General features: G+C 60.9%; 14 protein-coding genes and 2 tRNA genes. 11 read left to right on the top strand and 5 right to left on the bottom strand.

Annotated elements, in window-relative coordinates; translation table 11 throughout:
• Window positions 1–194 precede the first annotated feature (194 nt).
• Window positions 195–281: transfer RNA gene (locus BN1079_RS08550), tRNA-Leu, on the bottom strand.
• A 94-nt stretch (window positions 282–375) separates the two neighbouring features.
• Window positions 376–462 (bottom strand) — tRNA-Leu (locus BN1079_RS08545).
• Window positions 463–667: 205 nt separating this feature from the next.
• Between BN1079_RS08545 and rnr the strand changes: the two genes are divergently transcribed.
• From rnr to BN1079_RS08495, 10 genes are all read left to right on the top strand, one after another.
• On the top strand, window positions 668–3,193 hold the full coding sequence (gene rnr / locus BN1079_RS08540) for a ribonuclease R (RefSeq protein WP_037023684.1): 2,526 nt from the start codon (window positions 668–670) through the stop codon (window positions 3,191–3,193).
• Window positions 3,190–3,933, top strand: a complete 744-nt coding sequence (gene rlmB, locus BN1079_RS08535) for a 23S rRNA (guanosine(2251)-2'-O)-methyltransferase RlmB (RefSeq protein WP_037023683.1) — start codon at window positions 3,190–3,192, stop codon at window positions 3,931–3,933. Before rnr ends, rlmB begins: the two co-directional genes overlap by 4 nt.
• Window positions 3,934–4,167: 234 nt before the next feature.
• Complete coding sequence (locus BN1079_RS08530; protein WP_037023682.1) at window positions 4,168–5,748, top strand: ATP-binding protein; 1,581 nt, start codon at window positions 4,168–4,170, stop codon at window positions 5,746–5,748.
• A 180-nt stretch (window positions 5,749–5,928) separates the two neighbouring features.
• Complete coding sequence (gene rpsF / locus BN1079_RS08525) at window positions 5,929–6,348, top strand: 30S ribosomal protein S6 (RefSeq protein WP_037023681.1); 420 nt, start codon at window positions 5,929–5,931, stop codon at window positions 6,346–6,348.
• 28 nt (window positions 6,349–6,376) lie between these two features.
• Window positions 6,377–6,607, top strand: a complete 231-nt coding sequence (gene rpsR / locus BN1079_RS08520) for a 30S ribosomal protein S18 (protein ID WP_037023680.1) — start codon at window positions 6,377–6,379, stop codon at window positions 6,605–6,607.
• A gap of 37 nt (window positions 6,608–6,644) precedes the next feature.
• Window positions 6,645–7,535: a hypothetical protein gene (locus tag BN1079_RS08515; RefSeq protein WP_037023679.1), complete on the top strand. Its 891-nt coding sequence runs from the start codon at window positions 6,645–6,647 to the stop codon at window positions 7,533–7,535.
• Between the two features lie 21 nt (window positions 7,536–7,556).
• The gene (rplI, locus tag BN1079_RS08510) at window positions 7,557–8,003 is read left to right on the top strand and encodes a 50S ribosomal protein L9 (RefSeq protein WP_037023678.1); all 447 of its coding nucleotides are present in this window, start codon (window positions 7,557–7,559) and stop codon (window positions 8,001–8,003) included.
• Window positions 8,004–8,157: 154 nt separating this feature from the next.
• Window positions 8,158–9,552 (top strand): replicative DNA helicase, encoded by a 1,395-nt coding sequence (gene dnaB, locus BN1079_RS08505; protein WP_037023677.1) that lies wholly within the window; start codon window positions 8,158–8,160, stop codon window positions 9,550–9,552.
• A gap of 135 nt (window positions 9,553–9,687) precedes the next feature.
• Window positions 9,688–10,764: an alanine racemase gene (alr, locus tag BN1079_RS08500; protein ID WP_037023676.1), complete on the top strand. Its 1,077-nt coding sequence runs from the start codon at window positions 9,688–9,690 to the stop codon at window positions 10,762–10,764.
• Window positions 10,765–11,016: 252 nt separating this feature from the next.
• Complete coding sequence (locus BN1079_RS08495) at window positions 11,017–13,296, top strand: YgiQ family radical SAM protein (RefSeq protein ID WP_037023675.1); 2,280 nt, start codon at window positions 11,017–11,019, stop codon at window positions 13,294–13,296.
• Window positions 13,297–13,368: 72 nt separating this feature from the next.
• Here the strand turns inward: BN1079_RS08495 and BN1079_RS17985 are convergent, their stop codons facing one another.
• The gene (locus BN1079_RS17985) at window positions 13,369–14,148 is read right to left on the bottom strand and encodes a methyl-accepting chemotaxis protein (protein ID WP_408581883.1); all 780 of its coding nucleotides are present in this window, start codon (window positions 14,146–14,148) and stop codon (window positions 13,369–13,371) included.
• A 1,240-nt stretch (window positions 14,149–15,388) separates the two neighbouring features.
• Entirely contained in the window at window positions 15,389–16,999 is a 1,611-nt protein-coding gene (locus BN1079_RS08485; protein ID WP_037023672.1) for a response regulator, read from the bottom strand.
• Between the two features lie 211 nt (window positions 17,000–17,210).
• On the opposite strand from BN1079_RS08485, the gene BN1079_RS08480 reads away from it, so the two are divergent.
• Window positions 17,211–18,260, top strand: a complete 1,050-nt coding sequence (locus BN1079_RS08480) for a DUF2333 family protein (RefSeq protein ID WP_037023670.1) — start codon at window positions 17,211–17,213, stop codon at window positions 18,258–18,260.
• 76 nt (window positions 18,261–18,336) lie between these two features.
• On the opposite strand, the gene BN1079_RS08475 is transcribed toward BN1079_RS08480, so the two are convergent.
• The gene (locus BN1079_RS08475) at window positions 18,337–19,677 is read right to left on the bottom strand and encodes a sigma-54-dependent transcriptional regulator (RefSeq protein ID WP_037023667.1); all 1,341 of its coding nucleotides are present in this window, start codon (window positions 19,675–19,677) and stop codon (window positions 18,337–18,339) included.
• Window positions 19,678–19,757: the final 80 nt, after the last annotated feature.

Raw genomic sequence — 19,757 nt, 5'->3', positions numbered from 1 at the left:
TGCAAGTTCTAGTGGCTAGAACCCAAAAAAGGCAAGGCTCGGGGTGCGCCTCTTCCGCGGGGCGGAGCAAGGTCGGGGTTGTTTAGCCTTTTGGGACAGGCAGTCGCGCTTCGCTGAAGCGCCAGTCGGGAGCGCCAAATACAAGGGGGCGGAAACGAAAAAACCGAGCCAATGGCTCGGTTTTTTCTGAAGAGTGGTGCCCAGGAGAAGACTCGAACTTCCACGGTGTTGCCACCGCTAGGACCTGAACCTAGTGCGTCTACCAATTCCGCCACCTGGGCACATTGCGATGATTGCTCACCGACTTTCTTTGTCGATTGTGGTCGAATTCGACAGCTTCGTTTCTAACTACGCGGAAACAGTGTCATCGAAAAGTGGTGCCCAGGAGAAGACTCGAACTTCCACGGTGTTGCCACCGCTAGGACCTGAACCTAGTGCGTCTACCAATTCCGCCACCTGGGCACTGCAAAACGATGCTGCTTCTTCGTTTCCGTGTTACAACGTCTACCAGACATTGTGGGCGCGAACTATACGGGCGAGGCCGTACCTTGTAAAGCCCTGACTGTTAAAAAAAAATTGCTCGAAAGCTGCCGCCGAGGCTCGTTTCGCGCTTCAATAGATATAGGGCGTTTCGCCTCTATAAATGAATGAAAGGTGACATCTCTTAATGGCCGATTGGCAATCCCTCGATCCCGAGGCCGCACGTGAAGCGGAAAAGTACGAAAACCCCATTCCCAGCCGCGAGCTGATTCTCCAGCACTTGAGCGAGCGCGGTGCGCCCGCCTCACGCGAGCAGCTGGTAGAAGAGTTCGGGCTGAACTCCGAGGAAGACATTGAGGCGCTGCGGCGCCGCCTGCGTGCGATGGAACGCGACGGTCAGTTGATCTATACCCGGCGCGGCACCTATGCCCCGGTGGACAAGCTTGACCTGGTCTGCGGTCGTATCAGCGGTCATCGCGACGGCTTCGGTTTCCTGATCCCCGATGATGGTAGCGATGACCTGTTCCTGAGCCCTGCGCAAATGCGTCTGGTATTCGATGGTGATCGTGCTTTGGCTCGGGTTGCCGGGCTCGATCGCCGTGGGCGCCGTGAAGGCGCCATCGTCGAGGTGATCAGCCGAGCCCACGAAACCATCGTCGGGCGTTATCAGGAAGAAAGCGGCATCGGCTTCGTCATGGCCGATAATCCCAAGATCCAACAGGAAGTGCTGATCACCGCCGGGCGGTCAATGGATGCCAAGCCGGGCCAGTTCGTCGAAGTGAAGATCACTCACTGGCCGACCCAGCGCTTCCAGCCTCAGGGTGACATCGTTGAGGTCATCGGCAACTACATGGCGCCGGGCATGGAAATCGATGTGGCTCTGCGCAGCTTCGACATTCCCCATGTCTGGCCCGAGGCGGTGTTGAAAGAGGCGAAGCGACTCAAGCCCGAAGTCGAGGAAAAGGACAAGCAAAAGCGCGTCGACCTGCGTCATCTGCCTTTTGTCACCATCGACGGTGAAGATGCGCGCGATTTCGATGACGCGGTGTATTGCGAAAAACCCGGCGGCTGGAAGCTTCTGACTGGCGGCTTCCGCCTGTATGTGGCCATCGCCGACGTTTCGCATTATGTGAAGGTGGGCTCGGCGCTGGATAAGGAAGCCGAACTGCGTGGCAACTCGGTTTATTTCCCCGAGCGCGTGATTCCGATGCTGCCTGAGGAGCTGTCCAACGGTCTGTGCTCGCTCAACCCCGGCGTGGATCGACTGGCCATGGTGTGCGAGATCACGCTGAGCAAGTCGGGCAAGATGACCGACTACCAGTTCTATGAGGCGGTGATCCATTCCCATGCTCGGCTGACCTACAACAAGGTCAGCTGCATGCTTGAACGACCCAAGAGCACCGAGGCCAAGGAGCTCAGTCGCGAATATGCCGACGTGCTGCCGCACCTCAAAAACCTGCATGCGTTATTCAAGGTGTTGCTCAAGGCGCGCCACACTCGTGGTGCCATCGACTTCGAAACGCAGGAGACGCGCATTGTCTTCGGTGCTGGTCGCAAGATCTCGGAGATCAAGCCTGTCGAGCGCAACGATGCGCACAAACTGATCGAGGAATGCATGCTCTGCGCCAACGTGGCGACCGCGCGCTTCCTGCAGGATCATGACATTCCCGGCCTGTATCGCGTTCACGACGGTCCGCCGCTAGAGCGTCAGGAGAAGTTGCGAGCTTTCCTCGGCGAGCTTGGCATGACTCTGAACAAGGGCAAGGAAGGGCCGACGCCCAAGGATTATCAGGCGCTTCTGGAGCATATCCAGGGTCGACCGGATTTCCATGTAATTCAGACGGTGATGCTGCGCTCGCTCAGTCAGGCGGTCTACAGCACCGACAACCACGGGCATTTCGGCCTCAATTATGAGGCTTATGCGCACTTCACCTCGCCAATCCGGCGCTATCCGGACCTGCTGGTCCATCGCGCCATTCGCAGCGTTATCCGTTCGCGTCGCGAGACTTCGCATGTGCGCCGTGAGGGCGCGGCCGCGATGCCCAAGGCGCGCATCTATCCGTATGACGAGGCGGCTCTGGAGCAGCTTGGTGAGCAATGTTCGATGACCGAGCGGCGTGCCGACGAGGCGACTCGCGATGTCGTCAACTGGCTCAAGTGCGAGTTCATGAAGGATCGTGAAGGTGAGAGCTTCCCTGGGGTCATCACCGCAGTAACCGGCTTTGGTCTGTTCGTAGAGCTGACGGATATCTACGTCGAAGGATTGGTTCACGTGACGGCGATGCCGGGCGATTACTACCACTTCGACTCTTTGCATCACCGCCTTTCCGGTGAGCGTAGCGGACGTAGCTTCCGCCTGGGCGACAGCGTCGAGGTGCGCGTAATGCGTGTCGACCTGGATGAGCGCAAGATCGATTTCGAGCTGATCAGCGGTGGCAGCAAGACCGGCATTGGTCAGCGTGGATCTGCCGATGCCGGAAGCGAGCGCAAGGCCGGGCGGGAGCGGAAAGGTTCCGCTGAGAAAGAGACAGTCGGCGCCGATGTGCGCAAAAGCCGCGAGATGAAAAAGGCCCTGCTCGGCGAGGCCAAAACCGCCAAGCCTGATGGAGACAAGTCCAGGCGCAGCGGGCAGAAATCCAAAACCGGTAGCAAGCCCAAGCCCTCAGGCCGGTCGGATAGCGGCGCTGCAAGCAAGCGTAAGGGCAGGTCATGAGCGATCTGGAAAAGATCTACGGCCTGCACGCTGTAGAGGCGCTGCTTCGCCACCACCCCAAGCGGGTCAAGCAGGTTTGGCTGGCTGAGGGGCGTGGCGATCCGCGGGTTCAGACGCTGATTCAGCTGGCCGAGCAGTCGCGGGTTCGTGTCGGGCAGTGTGAGCGGCGTGAGCTGGATGCCTGGGTCGAAGGTGTGCACCAGGGCGTCGTGGCGGATGTCAGTCCCAGTCAGGTCTGGGGTGATGCGATGCTCGAAGAGTTGCTGGATCGTACCGAGGGTGCGCCTTTGCTGCTGGTCCTCGACGGTGTGACCGATCCACACAACCTGGGCGCCTGTCTGCGTACTGCTGATGCCGCCGGTGCGCTGGCAGTGATCATTCCCAAAGACAAGTCAGCCACTCTGAATGCCACGGTACGCAAGGTGGCCTGTGGTGCGGCGGAAGTGATTCCGCTGGTCGCGGTCACCAATCTTGCGCGTACTCTGGAGAAACTGCAGCAGCGCGGACTGTGGATTGTCGGTACGGCGGGTGAGGCCGAGCAGGAAATCTATGACCAGGACCTGCGTGGCCCGATCGTGCTGGTGATGGGGGCGGAAGGCAAGGGTATGCGCCGCCTGACCCGCGAGCACTGCGATTTTCTGGTGCGCTTGCCGATGGCCGGAAGTGTCAGCAGTCTCAACGTCTCGGTTGCCACTGGCGTCTGTCTGTTCGAGGCGCTGCGTCAGCGTCGCTCGGGCTAGCGAGGCTAAAGCCGCCGGGCGATGTCTTCAGCGGCGTTTCTGCGGGTGGGCGCAAAGACGCCTGAAGGCATTCAGCGCCCGTTCAATTTTATTTCTACTCGCAACCCAAACCTTCAGCTGGTGTCCATTGTCCGATTCGGGCGCGCTTGGCGCGCCATTCGTTTTTCGGGGTCTGCAAGACCGCCGCTGGTTACCCGTTACTGAGTCGCCTCAGGCACGCATCATGGAGGCTGTATGCCGCAATACCCGTCTTCCGAGACGCTGTTCAGGATTTCCCCCAACGCCTATTTGTTGTTGGGTCGTGACGGGCTGGTGGCAGATGCCAATGCCGCGTATCTGCAGTGGGCTGTGCGTGATGTTCAAGGCCTGGTCGGAAGGCGCATCGAAGATGTACTTGCCATTGATCTGCAACTGTCTCAGTCCGCGGTCGAAGACAGCCTGGCGTCGATAGCGCGAGTTTTCGACCTGGGTGTGGCCGACAGTCTGTCGGTTACCGGTAAGCACCGTAGCCTGCGGCTGACGCATACACCGATACCGGGCTCGCGCGGAGAGGTCGAGAGCATCCTGCAGAGCATCGAGCGTGTCGCGGGGTTCGAAAACACGCATGAAGCGTCGCATGGCGAGCAGAGCCGAGCCGCATCCCAGGCGTCCTCGGCGCAGGCGCACAGGCTGGAAGCCATCGGCAAGCTTACTGGCGGTATCGCCCATGATTTCAACAATATGCTGCAGATCATCGGTGGGAACCTGCAATTGTTGCGCCGCAATCTGGCGGCCGACGAAGCGGCGCAACGACGCCTTGAATCGGCGGCAAGCGGCGTGGATATGGGGGCTCGCCTTGCCTCGCAGTTGCTGGCTTTTGCCAGTCGACAGCCTTTGCAGCCTCGCTGGGTGGATTTTGGCGAGCTGGTGGGGCGGATGGATGGCCTGTCAGGCGGAGGTGCCTCTACCTTCAGGCTCGATATCCAGCAGGGGTTGTGGCCGCTTTTCGCCGATGCAAGTCATCTGCAGGGCATGATTTTGCGTCTCGTCGCCAATGCTCGGGCGGCTATGGCAGGTGGCGGTACGCTGAACCTGCAGGCGCGTAATTGCACGCTGGATGATGCCCAGCTTGCGGGGCAGCCGGGCGTCGAGGCTGGGCGGTACGTGGAAATCTGCGTGATCGATGACGGAGCGGGGATGAGCCCTGAGGTGCTTGAGCACGCCTTTGAGCCCTTCTTCACAACCCGGCGCAGCGCGGGAGCCTCAGGTTTGGGGTTGAGCGAGGTCTACGGATTCGTCAGGCAGAGTGGTGGCTTCGTCGTGCTGGAAAGCGAAGAAGGCCGAGGTACCTGCGTCCGCGTCTATCTGCCGGCGGATGCCGAGCAGGCGGACATTTCGACCGAGTCGCTTGAGCCCGCCAGACAGGACCTGCCAGAGGCCAGTCGCACCGAGGAAGGGTGCAGTGCCGGCCTGAAGATTCTTTTCGTTGAGGATGATCCCACACTGCGCATGCTCACCGGGGAAGTGATGGATGAGCTCGGTCACGAGGTGTGCCTGTGCGAGTCGGCCGAGGCGGCACTGGAGCAGCTGGAACAGCAGCGTTTCGATGTGCTGCTGACGGATGTTGGCCTGGCCGGCATGAGCGGCATCGAACTGGTGCGCATGGCTCGTGAGCGCGACGCAACGCTGAGTGTCGTGATTGCATCGGGCTATGAGGTGGACGTGCGTCGGGAAGGCCTGGAGGGGTTGCGGACCATGCTCAAGCCCTATGACATCCACCAGGTCCGAAGCCTGCTTGAGCGCATCGGCGAAGAGCGCAGGTCTGCAGGATATTAATGGGCGGGCTGGTTAAATAATCACCAGTTCGCCTTGCGCAGCAGGCCAGGCTTCTCTAGAATTGCGCCCCTTGCCCGGATGGCAGGCGTTTGCGCGCCTCTCTGGCTGGCAAGGCAACACACTATTCACTCCTTGTCTGATCCGCGTTGTGCGGCAGACTGCAACCCGTAAGGAGCAACAATGCGTCATTACGAAATCATCTTTCTGGTCCACCCCGATCAGAGCGAGCAGGTCGGCGGCATGGTGGAGCGTTACACCAAGCTGATCGAAGAAGATGGCGGCAAGATCCATCGCCTGGAAGACTGGGGCCGTCGTCAGCTGGCTTACGCCATCAACAACGTCCACAAGGCTCACTACGTGATGCTGAACGTTGAGTGCAGCGGCAAGGCACTGGCCGAGCTGGAAGACAACTTCCGCTACAACGACGCCGTCATCCGTAACCTGATCATCCGCCGTGACGAGGCTGTTACCGAACAGTCCGAGATGCTCAAGGCTGAGGAAAACCGTAGCGAGCGCCGTGAGCGTCGTGACCGCCCTGAAACTGACAATGTCAACGAAAGCGATGACAGCGACAGCAGCGACACCAACGCTGACGAGTAATCCACGGGTCTATTGAGGAGCCTATTTCATGGCACGTTTTTTCCGTCGTCGTAAGTTCTGCCGTTTCACCGCTGAAGACGTGAAAGAGATCGATTACAAGGATCTCAACACTCTGAAAGCCTACGTTTCCGAAACCGGCAAGATCGTTCCAAGCCGTATCACCGGAACCAAAGCACGCTATCAGCGCCAGCTGGCCACCGCTATCAAGCGCGCCCGCTTCCTGGCCCTGTTGCCCTACACCGACAGCCACGACCGTTAATCGAGCTGTTCGACGGTAAAGAGTAAGGATAGATCGCATGCGTGCCCTGGCAGAATTCATCATGCGCGGCCGTATGCAAGCCATTGTTGTGATGGCTGGCGCTGCGGCATTGCCGATGTTGTTCTGGCTGAGTGCCGCTGCAGGTAGCCTGGTGCTGTTGCGCCGCGGATTGGACGATACGCTGGGGGTACTGGTCTGGGCTGTATTGCCTGCACTGGCCTGGTGGTATTTCGGGGATCCACGAACGCTGCTGGTGCTGCTGGGCGCCTTCGGGTTGGCGCTATTGCTGCGCAGCCAGAATGCCTGGCCCCGGGTGATGTTGTGCAGTGTGGGTGTCGGGCTGTTGTATGCCGTGGCGCTTAGCGTGGCATTCGGCGAGCCGATTGCTGCGGTGGCAGCCGAGCTGCAGAAAATGCTGCCCAACATCCTGTCGCAAGCCTATCAGCAGCTTTCGCTCGAAGAGCGGACGCAACTGGAGGCGCTGCTGATACCGGTCCTGACCGGGCTGTTGGCCGCACTGCTGCAGATCGTTACCCTGCTTAGCCTGATGCTTGGGCGCTATTGGCAGGCCCTGCTGTACAACCCCGGTGGCTTCGGGCTTGAGTTTCGCGCCCTGCGCTTTCCGCCGGCTCTGGCAATGTTGCTCCTGGCGGGCATGTTGTTCAGCCCGAGCCTGAACGTGCAGTTGGCGATGCTGGGTCCGCTGTGCAGTGTTCCGCTGGTGTTTGCCGGCGCCGCACTGCTTCACGGGCTGGTATCGCAAGGCCGGATGCGGCGGTTCTGGCTGGTGGGGCTGTATGTCACGCTGGTGCTGTTCATGCAGGTGATTTATCCGTTACTGGTCGTAATGGCCATCGTCGACAGTTTGTTTGATTTTCGCGGTCGGGCATCCCCAAATGATGCGGGACCTGCGAACGGTGAAGGTTAAAAGTTAAGAGGTAAGACTCAAATGGAAGTCATCCTGCTGGAAAAAGTCGCGAACCTGGGCAACCTGGGCGACAAGGTAAACGTCAAGTCTGGTTACGGCCGCAACTACCTGCTGCCGCAGCGCAAGGCTACCGCCGCAACTCCGGCCAACATCGCCGAGTTCGAAGCTCGTCGTGCCGAGCTGGAAAAAGCTGCTGCCGAGCGTAAGGCTTCTGCCGAAGCGCGTGCTGCTCAGCTGGCCGAGCTGGAAGTCACCATCACTGCTACCGCGGGCGATGAGGGCAAGCTGTTCGGTTCCATCGGCACTCACGACATCGCCGACGCCCTGACCGCCTCTGGCGTGGAAGTGGCCAAGAGCGAAATCCGTCTGCCGAACGGCACCATCCGTCAGGTTGGTGAGTACGACGTAGCCGTGCACCTGCACAGCGACGTTGAAGCGACCGTGAAGCTGATCGTGATCGCTGGCTGATAGCAGCCGTCGTCTGGCACCTAAGGTGCCCGACGAGTAACATCAGGCACGTTTCCACGCGAGTGGAACGTGCCTTTTGTTTTTTAAACGCCAGAGTTTGGCCGTGCCGTCGCGACTACGGCTACGGCGGAAAGACTTAAAGAATTCGAGTGCCATGAACGACATCAGCATCCCGCAGCAATACGATCTGGAAACCGCCGCACTCAAGGTGCCGCCGCATTCCATCGAAGCCGAACAGGCCGTGCTGGGCGGGTTGATGCTGGACAACAATGCCTGGGAGCGCGTGCTCGACCAGGTTTCCGATGGCGATTTCTACCGCCACGACCATCGCCTTATCTTCCGCGCCATCTTCACATTGGCCGAGCGCAACTCGCCGTTCGACGTGGTGACCTTGTCCGAGCAGCTGGACAAGGAAGGGCATCTGCCCCAGGTGGGAGGCCTTGCCTATCTCGGTGAGCTGGCCAAGAACACGCCCTCGGTGGCCAACATCAAGGCCTACGCGCAGATCATTCGTGAACGGGCCACCTTGCGCCAGCTGATCGGCATCAGCAATGAAATCGCCGATAGCGCCTATGCGCCGCAAGGACGCACCGGTGAGGAGATCCTCGACGAGGCCGAGCGGCTGATCTTCCAGATCGCCGAGGCGCGGCCCAAGGTCGGCGGCCCCATCGGCATCAATGACATCCTGGTCAAGGCAATCGACCGTATCGACTCGCTGTTCAACGCCGGCGAAGCGATTACCGGCCTGTCCACCGGCTTCACCGATCTGGACGAGGCCACCAGTGGTCTGCAGCCCGCCGATCTGATCATCGTCGCCGGGCGCCCATCCATGGGTAAGACCACCTTCGCGATGAACCTGGTGGAAAACGCGGTGTTGCGCACGGAAAAGGCGATTGTCGTCTACTCGCTGGAAATGCCCGCCGACTCCATCGTGATTCGTATGCTGGCCTCGCTGGGGCGGATCGATCAGACCAAGGTGCGTACCGGCAAGCTCAGCGACGATGACTGGCCTCGGCTGACCTCGGCGGTCAATCTGCTCAACGACCGCAAGCTGTTCATCGACGACACCGCCGGTATTTCCCCTTCGGAAATGCGCGCCCGTACTCGACGCCTGGCGCGAGAGCACGGCGAGATCGGCATGATCATGGTCGACTACCTGCAGCTGATGCAGATTCCCGGCTCCAGCGGTGATAACCGCACCAACGAGATTTCCGAGATCTCGCGCTCGCTCAAGGGCCTGGCCAAGGAATTCAACTGCCCGGTGGTGGCGCTGTCGCAGCTCAACCGCTCGCTTGAGCAGCGTCCCAACAAGCGGCCGGTCAACTCCGACTTGCGTGAATCAGGCGCCATCGAGCAGGACGCCGACATCATCATGTTCGTCTACCGGGACGAGGTGTATCACCCGGAAACCGAATACAAGGGCGTCGCCGAAATCATTATCGGCAAGCAACGGAACGGCCCCATTGGCACCACGCGACTGGCCTTCCTTGGCAAGTACTCACGCTTCGAGAACCTGGCACCAGGTAGCTATCAGTTTGATGATGACTAATCGCCTTGGGCATTAAGGGATAGCAGGGCAGGGCTAAGCTTCCTCAGCCATGCCGTTCAGCCCTGGCTGGCTTCCAGCTTTTGGCGGATCAGCCTAAGATTCCGCTTCATTTTTCCGCTGTGCAGGAATTCACCCATGCGTCCCCTTGTTGCCACGGTCGATCTGGCCGCCATTTGTCATAACTATGCCCTGGCGAAACGCTGCGCTCCGGGGCGGCGCGCTTTTGCGGTGGTCAAGGCCGATGCCTACGGGCACGGGGCGGCGGCGGTGGTGGCAGCGTTGCGTGACGTGGCTGATGGCTTTGCGGTGTGCAGTGTCGAAGAGGCACGCGTGGTGCGTGAGCAGGCGCCTGAGGCTCGATTGCTGCTGCTTGAGGGCTGCTTCGACGCCGAGGACTATGCGGCGGCCATGGAGATGGGGTTGGATATTTCGGTGCAGGGTGCCGAGCAGGCGCGGCGCCTGCTCGATTGCGCGCCAACGCGCCCACTGAATGTCTGGCTCAAGCTGGATTCGGGGATGCACCGGCTGGGGTTTGAACCGGCTGAGCTGCAGCACTGGGCAGAGGTTCTGAGGGCAGCACCGCAGGTGGCCGAGGTCAACCTGATGAGTCACCTGGCCTGCGCCGATGAACATATGCACCAGCTGACTGACCGCCAGCTGGAAAGCTGCCTGGGCATGCAAGAGTTCGTCTTCGATCAGCGCAGTTTTGCCAACTCCGCTGCGGTGCTGACGCTGGCACCGGCCCATACGGACTGGCTGCGACCCGGCATCATGCTTTACGGTGCCTCGCCATTTGCTGAGCGCAGCGCCGCCGAGCTGGGGCTGCGCCCGGTCATGACGCTCACGGCCGAAGTGATTGCCTTGCACGATGTGCCGGTGGGAGACAGCGTCGGCTATGGCGCGACCTGGGTGGCGCAGCGCCCGTCGCGCATCGGTACTGTCAGTTGTGGCTATGCCGATGGTTATCCGCGTCATGCGCCGTCGGGCACTTGCGTGGTGGTCCGGGGCCAGCGCGTACCTCTGGCCGGTCGAGTTTCGATGGATATGCTGGCGGTGGACCTGACCGACCTGCCGGACGCCGCAATCGGCGATTCCGTCGAGCTGTGGGGTGCACAGATGCCTGTCGATGAAGTGGCTCAGGCAAGCGGCACCATCGGCTATGAATTGCTGACCAAGGTGACCCAGCGCGTACCGCGCAAATACCTCAGTTAAGTCCTTGGCTGCGGGCCTGATGACTTGTTCGGCCGTGGCGAAGTCCTCTGGTCGGATAGGTTAGGCCCTTCCAAGCCAAATGGTCGCTCTCCGGTTCCGTGAGGTGGATGACGCGAAGTTCATCCACCGGGCGGAGTCATGGTGGATATCAGGAACGGCGTCCCGTAACGATTTCCGACCTTTCCACTGGGGCATGCTGGTCATTTTTTGTGCTATATTCCGCGCCCGTTTTCGTTGCCCCGGTTTTTTGCCATGCACCCCGCCAAGCCTTTGTTTGACTATCCGAAATACTGGGCCGAATGCTTCGGTCCAGCACCTTTTCTGCCGATGAGCAGGGAGGAGATGGATCAGCTCGGCTGGGATTCGTGCGACGTGATCATCGTCACTGGCGATGCTTACGTAGATCATCCGTCGTTCGGCATGGCGATCATCGGTCGGCTGCTGGAGGCCCAGGGCTTTCGCGTCGGCATCATCAGCCAGCCTGACTGGCACAGCAAAGACGACTTCATGAAGCTCGGCGAGCCGAATCTGTTCTTCGGCATTGCCGCCGGCAACATGGACTCGATGATCAATCGCTATACCGCTGACCGCAAGGTGCGCTCCGACGACGCCTACACGGCCGGTGGGCTGGCCGGCAAGCGCCCCGACCGCGCCAGCCTGGTTTACAGCCAGCGCTGCAAGGAGGCCTACAAGCATGTGCCGGTGGTGCTGGGCGGTATCGAGGCGTCGTTGCGGCGCATCGCCCACTACGACTACTGGTCGGACAAGGTCCGTCGTTCGATCCTGATGGATGCCACCGCCGACATCCTGCTCTACGGAAACGCCGAGCGCGCCATCGTCGAGGTTGCGCAGCGCCTGGCGCGCGGCGAAAGCATCGCCGATGTCACCGATGTGCGCGGTACGGCCTTTATTCGCAAGAGTTCGGCCCCGGGTTGGTTCGAGCTTGATTCGACACGTATTGACCGGCCGGGCAAGGTCGATCCGATACTCAATCCTTACGTCAGCACACAGGACCTTCAGGCCTGCGCCATCGAGAAGGAAAAGGGGCCGATCGAGGACCCGAACGAAGCGAAGGTCGTCCAGCTGTTGCCCAATCCGAAGATCGAACGCGACAGAACGGTGATTCGCCTGCCGTCGTTCGAGAAGGTGCGCAACGATCCGGCGTTGTACGCTCACGCCAACCGCGTGCTGCATCTGGAAACCAACCCCGGCAACGCCCGTGCGTTGGTGCAGCGCCATGGCGACCACGACATCTGGCTCAACCCACCGCCGATTCCCCTGACCACCGAAGAAATGGACTACGTGTTCGCCGCGCCCTATGCGCGCGTGCCACATCCGGCCTACGGCGATGCGAAAATTCCGGCCTACGAAATGATTCGGTTCTCGGTGAACATCATGCGCGGCTGTTTCGGCGGCTGCACCTTCTGCTCGATCACCGAGCATGAGGGGCGGATCATCCAGAACCGCTCGCATGAATCGATCCTCAATGAAATCGAAGCCATGCGCGGTATGCCGGGCTTCACCGGGGTGGTTTCCGATCTGGGTGGGCCGACCGCCAACATGTACCGCATGGCGTGCAAAAGCTACGAGATCGAGAAACACTGCCGCAAGCCATCCTGCGTGTTCCCCGGCATCTGCGAGAACCTTGATACCGACCACAGCTCGCTGATCGAGCTGTACCGCAAGGCTCGGGCGCTGCCGGGTGTGAAGAAGATCCTGATCGCCTCGGGTCTGCGCTACGATCTGGCGGTGGAGTCGCCTGAGTACGTCAAGGAGCTGGTCACCCACCACGTCGGTGGTTACCTGAAGATCGCGCCCGAGCACACCGAGAAAGGTCCGCTGGACAAGATGATGAAGCCGGGCATCGGCAATTACGACAAGTTCAAGCGGATGTTCGACAAGTACTCCAAGGAGGCGGGCAAGGAGCAGTACTTGATCCCGTACTTCATCGCCGCGCATCCGGGCACCACTGACGAGGACATGATGAACCTCGCGCTCTGGCTCAAGGCCAATGGTTTCCGTGCCGATCAGGTGCAGGCCTTCTACCCCTCGCCGATGGCCAGTGCCACGGCCATGTACCACACCGGCAAGAACCCGCTGCGTAAGGTCACCTACAAGAGCGAGGGGGTGACCATCGTCAAGAGCGAGGAGCAGCGCCGTCTGCACAAGGCCTTCCTGCGCTATCACGACCCCAAGGGCTGGCCGATGCTGCGCGAGGCGCTGCTGCGCATGGGGCGCGGCGACCTGATCGGCAGTGGCAAGCATCAGCTGATTCCGGCGCATCAGCCGGCGGTGGATGGCTATCACAGCGCACGTCGCAAGAATTCCACGCCGGCAGGCAGCAAGAAGGCCGGGCAGGGCGGAAAGATCCTGACCCAGCATACCGGCCTGCCGCCGCGTAGCCACGACGGTAACGCCTGGGATAAGCGCGAGCAGGCCAAGGCTGCCGCTGAGGCCCGGCGCAAGGCAGCAGCTGGGGCGGGCAAGGTGAAGCCATCGGGCAAGAGTGGCAGGCAGCCGGTGCCGCGCTAATCATTCACGACTGAAGTGGCTCCCTCACCAAAACCCGTGGGAGCTGCTTTAGTTGCGGGCTTTTGCTTGTAGCTACACCCGAAACGTCTGAGTCGCCTGGTTCAGCTCATTGGCCAGGCGCAACATCTGTTCACTCTGTTCCCGGCCACGCCTGATGTGGCCGAGATTGCTGTCGCCCTGTTCATGGATATGTTCGCTGTGGCTGCGGATTTCGCTGACGGCTCCGCTCTGTTGCGACGTGGCCTGGGCGATCTGCTCGGCCATGCGTTCGATGTTGCCAATGGTGGCGACGATCTGATCCAGAGCCAGGTCGGCGGTTTCGGCCAGTTCGGCAGTGACCGTGGCGTGCTCGACCTGTACCCGCATGGCCTCCACTGACTCGTTCGCCGTAATCTGCAGATTGCCGATCAGCTGCTGGATTTCCTCGGTGGCGCCGCTGGTGCGCTGCGCCAGGGTGCGAACTTCGTCGGCCACTACGGCAAAGCCACGGCCTTGCTCGCCCGCTCTGGCCGCCTCGATGGCGGCGTTCAGAGCAAGCAGGTTGGTCTGGTCCGCGATGGAGCGAATGACAGTCAATACTTTGCCGATGGTATTGGTTTCGTCGGCCAGGCGTTCTATCGCCAGCGCATTGCCCTGCACTTCGCTGACCAGTTGATGCAGGCCCGTGAGGCTCTGGCTGATGTCCTGCTGCCCCTGGGCGACGGCCTGACTGGCTGAGCGGCTGGCTTCGGCAGCCTGTCCAGCACCGTCGGCAACGTGCTGGATGGTCGCTTCAAGTTCGCTCAGCGAGTCGCGGATCTGCGCGGTATCGCTGGTCTGGCGGGTGGCGCCCTGGTACAGGTCATTGCTCATTTCGGCCAGGCTGCCGCTATTGCCTGCAACCTCCTGGGCATGCTGGCGCAGCGTGCCGACCAGCGTCACTAGATAGCTTCTCAGCTGGTTGAGCGAAGTTTCGATTTCGATCATTTCCGGCGTTTTCGAGCCGAGCTGAACAGCCTGGCCAAAGTCGCCCCGGGCCCAGGCGCGCAGGTCCGGTGCCAGCTGCCCCAGAGCGCGAGTCAATTGCCGCTGCAGGCGGTCGATGGCGAAGGCGGTCAGCAGGATCAGCGCAATGATGGTGCCTTGGATCAAGCGCACTTCTGACTGGATGCGCCCGTGCTCGGCACGTACGACAGGCTCCAGTTCTGCCAGCGCCTGCTGCAAGCTGGCGACACGCTCTGCGCTGCTGGCCAGCAATTGGTTGCGCTGCTCGATCAGTTCTTGTGTCCGACGCAGTTCGTCGGGGTAACGTTTGACGAGGCTGGCGATATCGCGTTTGAGTGCGATGCCCTTGTCTTCGCTGGTCTGTTCGCGATGCTCGCTGCCCTGGAGGTTGAGCAGAGCTGCAAAAGTGCTGCTGCCGGACTGCTGCTCATCGGCAATACCGAGCAGTGGCAGGGCTTCGAGATCGGCGACTGCAGCGCCCAGTCTTTGCAGAGCCTGCTCAGCTTCGCTCGCCAGTGCATCCTGGCCGCTGGCTATCAGCCTGCCGCGCGCGTGGCTCAGGCGCAGCAGCTGGCGGCTGGCTTCGAATATGGCGCTCTGGTACGCCGCGGCGCTGGGCAAGTCGCTCTGCTCGGCATATTGCTGCAGTTGCGCCAGTACCGCGATCATTTCGCGTTCGGCCTGCAGGAGAAGTCCCTGTGGGTCACCGGCCAGTTTGCCCGCAGCCAGCAAATCATTAGCAGTGAACTGGGCGAGCTGTTCGAGGCTGGGTGTAAGGCGTTCGGCAAAGCGCGCGGGCAACGCAGCAATGTCGCTTGCCAGAGTGTCCAGCGCTTGCAATGCAGCGCTGTGCTGCAAAGCATCACCGCTAGCCAGATAGCTCTGGATGTTGCCGGCAACAGGTTGCTGAAACTGCTGAGAGAGTTCGAGGTAGCTCTCCATCAGCTGATAGGGACGCTCCAGCGCACGCTCCGACCACCAGAGCGTGGCGCCCAGGGCGAGACAGATGGCCACGAGCAACAGGGTGTTGAATGTGGTGAGCGATTTCAGGCGCATGCCGGGCTCCAGAAGGGTAGGAGGCCCGCAATGTATGGCTATTTGATGTCAATCAGGTTACAGCAGCAAAACCCACCACGCGGTTGCGTCCGGCATTCTTGGCGCGATAAAGCGCTTCGTCGGCCTGCTGGCTTAGGAGTTTTACATCGGTGCTCGATGTGAGCTGCGTGATGCCGCCGCTGAAGGTGCAGGAAAGGTCGGCAGGTTGTGCCGGAAAGCGGATTTCGGAAAAGCGCTGACGAATCTCGTCGAGTACCCGGCAGGCGTTTTCCAGTGTGGTATCGGGCAGGACGATGGCGAACTCTTCACCACCGTAGCGACCGACAACGTCGGTTTTGCGCAGGCGCTGCTTGAGAAACAGCGCCAGGCTCTTGATCACCCGGTCGCCCATGGGGTGTCCGTAGGTGTCGTTAACCTTTTTGAAGTGGTCGATATCGACCATGGCGAAACACAGCGGAGTGCCGTCGCGTTGCGCTCGGGCGCTGGCGTCTTCGAGCAGCTGCAGGCTGTGGGTATGGTTGTAGAGACCGGTCAGGCTGTCGCGGACAATCCGTGCCTTGAGGTTGCGCGCGCGCTCGGCACGGGTGCGCACGGTGGCGATCAGATGACTGGGCTTGATCGGCTTGGTCAGGAAGTCGTCGCCGCCTTCGTTCATCGCGCTGAGTTGCTTGTCCAGATCGTCTTCGGCGGACAGATAGATGATCGGCACGCTGACATAGCGTTCGTGCTGGCGGATCACCTTGGCCAGCTCGGTGCCCATGCACTCGGGCATGTACATGTCGAGGATGATCAGATCAGGCTGGAACTCGGCCAGATAGCTGATCGCCTGAATCGGCTCGTTAAGCGTGCGGGTGATGATGCCGGCATTGTTCAGTACGCGCTCGGTATGCGTGGCCTGGGCACGTGAGTCGTCGATGATCAGCACCCGGAAAGGCTCGTAATAGGCGGTTCGGGTATAGATCTCGATCTTCTCCAGCAGGCTCGAAGCATCCAGCAGCTCGGTGAACAGTTCCAGACCGCCGGCGCGTACCGCCGCCAGGCGGGTGGGCGTGTCGGTGTCCTGGCGGCTGAAGAAGATCAGTGGCAGTTTCTCTTCCAGCCCCTGCTGCACGCGTTCGGCCAGCTTTAGTCCTTCGCCCGGGCCGGTGAAATCGACGTCCATGACGATGGCTGCCGGGTGGCGCAGGTGCATCGCAGCAAGAAATTCTTGATCACTGGTGAAGGCCCGGGCACCCATGCTGAAAAACTCCAGCTGGCGAACCACATGGCTGGCGCGCTCATGATCCTCAAGGGCGATGTAAACCGGCTTGCTCAGCGAGGGCACCTGGGCAGAAGGGCTGCGAGGGTCGCCGTTTTGCAAGCCGGTACGGGCAAGTCGATAGATCAGCTGGCTAAGCGTTGCGATGATCTCGCTGGAGAGGCGGCCTCGATTGTCATCGATGTCCTCGAGGCAGTCCTCTATCTCGAGCGCAAGCTGATGGTGCTCGGCCTGTTCGAAGCGCTCGGCAAACCGCTGCAGCCGCTGATTGGCTTCAGCCAGGGCGGCATGATAGGAGGCGTTCCACTCGTTGCGCTGAACCTGCTGCCAGACTTCCAGCACTTCGCGGGCCTGGTGAATGACCCGCTGGGCGAAGTGTTGCTTAAGTTCTTCCTGATCCGACATTTCTACTTCCTGAGCGCTGCGCCAGTTCATGCAGCGTTGTGCTGGCGGCATGCTATCACCTGCCGGCTGGTTCCAGATGCTGCAATGGTGGCGTGGTTCTCATTCTGAAGATCGGTCTCGGCAGCTGCGTTATAGTGAGGTGCCGGCCGCAACGCTCCTGGTGACTGACGGTCGAACCTCTGAACTCTGAAAGAGAGAAGGACAGATGTCTATGTTGGATTGGAAGAACCGCTTTGGTCGTCTCGGCTCGTCGGCGAACGGCGCGACTGCGCGTGACACGAACCGCAATCCACTATGGCTGGCGCTGGTCGCGTTGCTGGCCCTGTACCTGCTGGTGACACTGGTTCTGGGCTGGTACTGGAGCCGTGAGCCCGACCGGTTTTCGGTGCAGCAGCATGTCCGCCAGGCGGCGGAGAACTCGCAGCGCCAGATCGTCAATGGCTACACCACAGTCGAAACACTCAAGCAGGTCGCCACGACCCTGCTGGAAAAGCCCGGCGGCTACCTGACCAATGACGTAGCCCCTCCCGGCCTGTGGCTGGACAACATGCCCAGCTGGGAATACGGCGTACTGGTGCAGGTGCGTGACCTCAGCCGTGCGTTGCGCAAGGATTTCGCCCGCTCACAATCGCAGTCAACCGAAGACCCCGATCTGTCCAAGGGCGAGCCGCTGTTCAATTTCGATAACCGCAGCTGGGCATTGCCGGCCACCGAGTCGGAGTACCGCAACGGCATTCGCTACCTCGACAGCTACCTTGCGCGCCTGAGCGATCCGGCACCCAAGGCGCAGTTCTATTCGCGTGCGGACAACCTCAACAACTGGCTCGGTGATGTGGGTACCCGCCTGGGTTCGTTGTCCCAACGTCTATCCGCCAGTGTCGGACGGGCGCGGCTGGATACCGCGAGCGCGGCGGAGCTGGAGTCCGAAGGTATGGTAGTGGAGGACGATCGCGTCGAGACCTCTTGGCTGCAGATCGACAACGTCTTCTACGAGGCCCGCGGCCAGGCCTGGGCGCTGTCGCATCTGCTGCGAGCGATCGAAGTGGATTTCGCCGACGTGTTGGCCAAGAAGAACGCCACCATCAGCGTCAGGCAGATCATCCGCGAGCTTGAAGCCGCACAGGAGCCGCTGTGGAGCCCGATGGTGCTCAATGGCAGTGGCTACGGAGTTCTTGCCAACCATTCGCTGGTGATGGCGAACTACATTTCCCGTGCAAACGCGGCCATTATCGATTTGCGAAACCTGCTGTCGCAGGGCTAAGGATAAACGCTGGGCCGAACCTGTTCGGCCTTTTCGGGTTTGTGGCGGAATGGGTTCGGCCTCAACGGACTTGAGGCTAATCCAGCCCCAGCTTTTTCAATCGATAGCGCATGGAACGGAAGGTCAGCCCCAGGCGCTGGGCAGCCGCAGTGCGGTTCCAGCGGGTCTCTTCCAATGCCTGCATGATCAGCTGGCGTTCGACCTCTTCCAGATGATCTTCCAGGTTGTCGATCTGCGCCAGGCTCGCTTCCGGGGTCTCGCCGGCTCCGTTGGCATCGCTCAGGCGCAGGTCGCCGGCCTTGATTTCATCGCCCTCGCACAGCGTGTAGGCCCGTTCCAGCATGTTCTCCAGCTCGCGCACGTTGCCGGGAAAGCGGTAGCTCTGCAGCTTCGCCAGGGCGTCCGGGTGCAGACGCGCGGGGCGGTCGCCGCATTCGTCGGCGAGCCGTCGCAGCAGGGTCTCGGCGAGCAGGGCAACATCCTCACGGCGCTCGCGTAGAGGCGGAACACGCAGCTCGATGACGTTAAGGCGGTAGTACAGATCCTGGCGGAAACGTCCTGCCGCAACTTCGGCAGCGAGGTCCTTGTGGGTGGCACAGAGCACACGCACATCCACTACCACTTCCTTGGCGCCGCCCACCGTGCGAACGGCTTTTTCCTGAATGGCACGCAGCAGCTTGACCTGCATGGTCAGTGGCAGATCGGCGACCTCATCAAGGAACAGGGTGCCGCCGTTGGCTTCCTGAAACAGCCCGGGCTTGTCTTCGATGGCACCGGTAAAACTGCCTTTCTTGTGACCAAAGAACTCGCTTTCCATCAGCTCCGATGGAATCGCTCCGCAGTTGACCGGGATGAAGGGGCGGTCGTGGCGAGGCCCCTGCTCGTGGATCAGGCGTGCCACCAGCTCCTTGCCGCTACCTGATTCGCCGCTGATATAGACCGGCGCCTGGCTGCGCGCGAGCTTGGCGATCTGCTTGCGCAACAGGTTCATCGGCGGGGAGTTGCCGAGCAGGCGGTTGTCGGCGCTCAGATCGTTGGGGCTTGGACTGCGCAGCCGCAGCGCGGTGTTGACCAGCTCACGCAGGCGGCTGAGATCCACGGGTTTGGTGAGAAAGTCGAATGCGCCGGCCTTGAGTGCGCCGATGGCGGTATCAAGGCTGCCGTAGGCGGTGATCATCGCCACCGGCAGCTGGGGATACTGTTGCTGGATGTGCTGGACCAGCTCCAGTCCGCAACCGTCGGGCAGCCGCATATCAGTGAGGCACAGGTCGTATTGCTCGCGCGCCAGGCACTCGCGGGCTTCCTTGAGATTGCGTGCGCTGCGGGTATCGAGCTTCATTCGCCCCAGGGTGATCTCCAGGAGTTCCCGGATGTCGGGTTCGTCATCGATGATCAAGGCTTTTTGGCGGGCGGTCATGGTCTCGGTCTTTCAGTGGCAACAGGGCAAGCGTATAGCGCTCGGGACGCAATATTAGCGTTACAAGAGGTGTTTGTACG

Source organism: Pseudomonas saudiphocaensis (assembly GCF_000756775.1).
In the GTDB taxonomy this organism is placed as follows: domain Bacteria; phylum Pseudomonadota; class Gammaproteobacteria; order Pseudomonadales; family Pseudomonadaceae; genus Stutzerimonas; species Stutzerimonas saudiphocaensis.
This window is presented reverse-complemented; position numbering and strand designations above follow the sequence as displayed.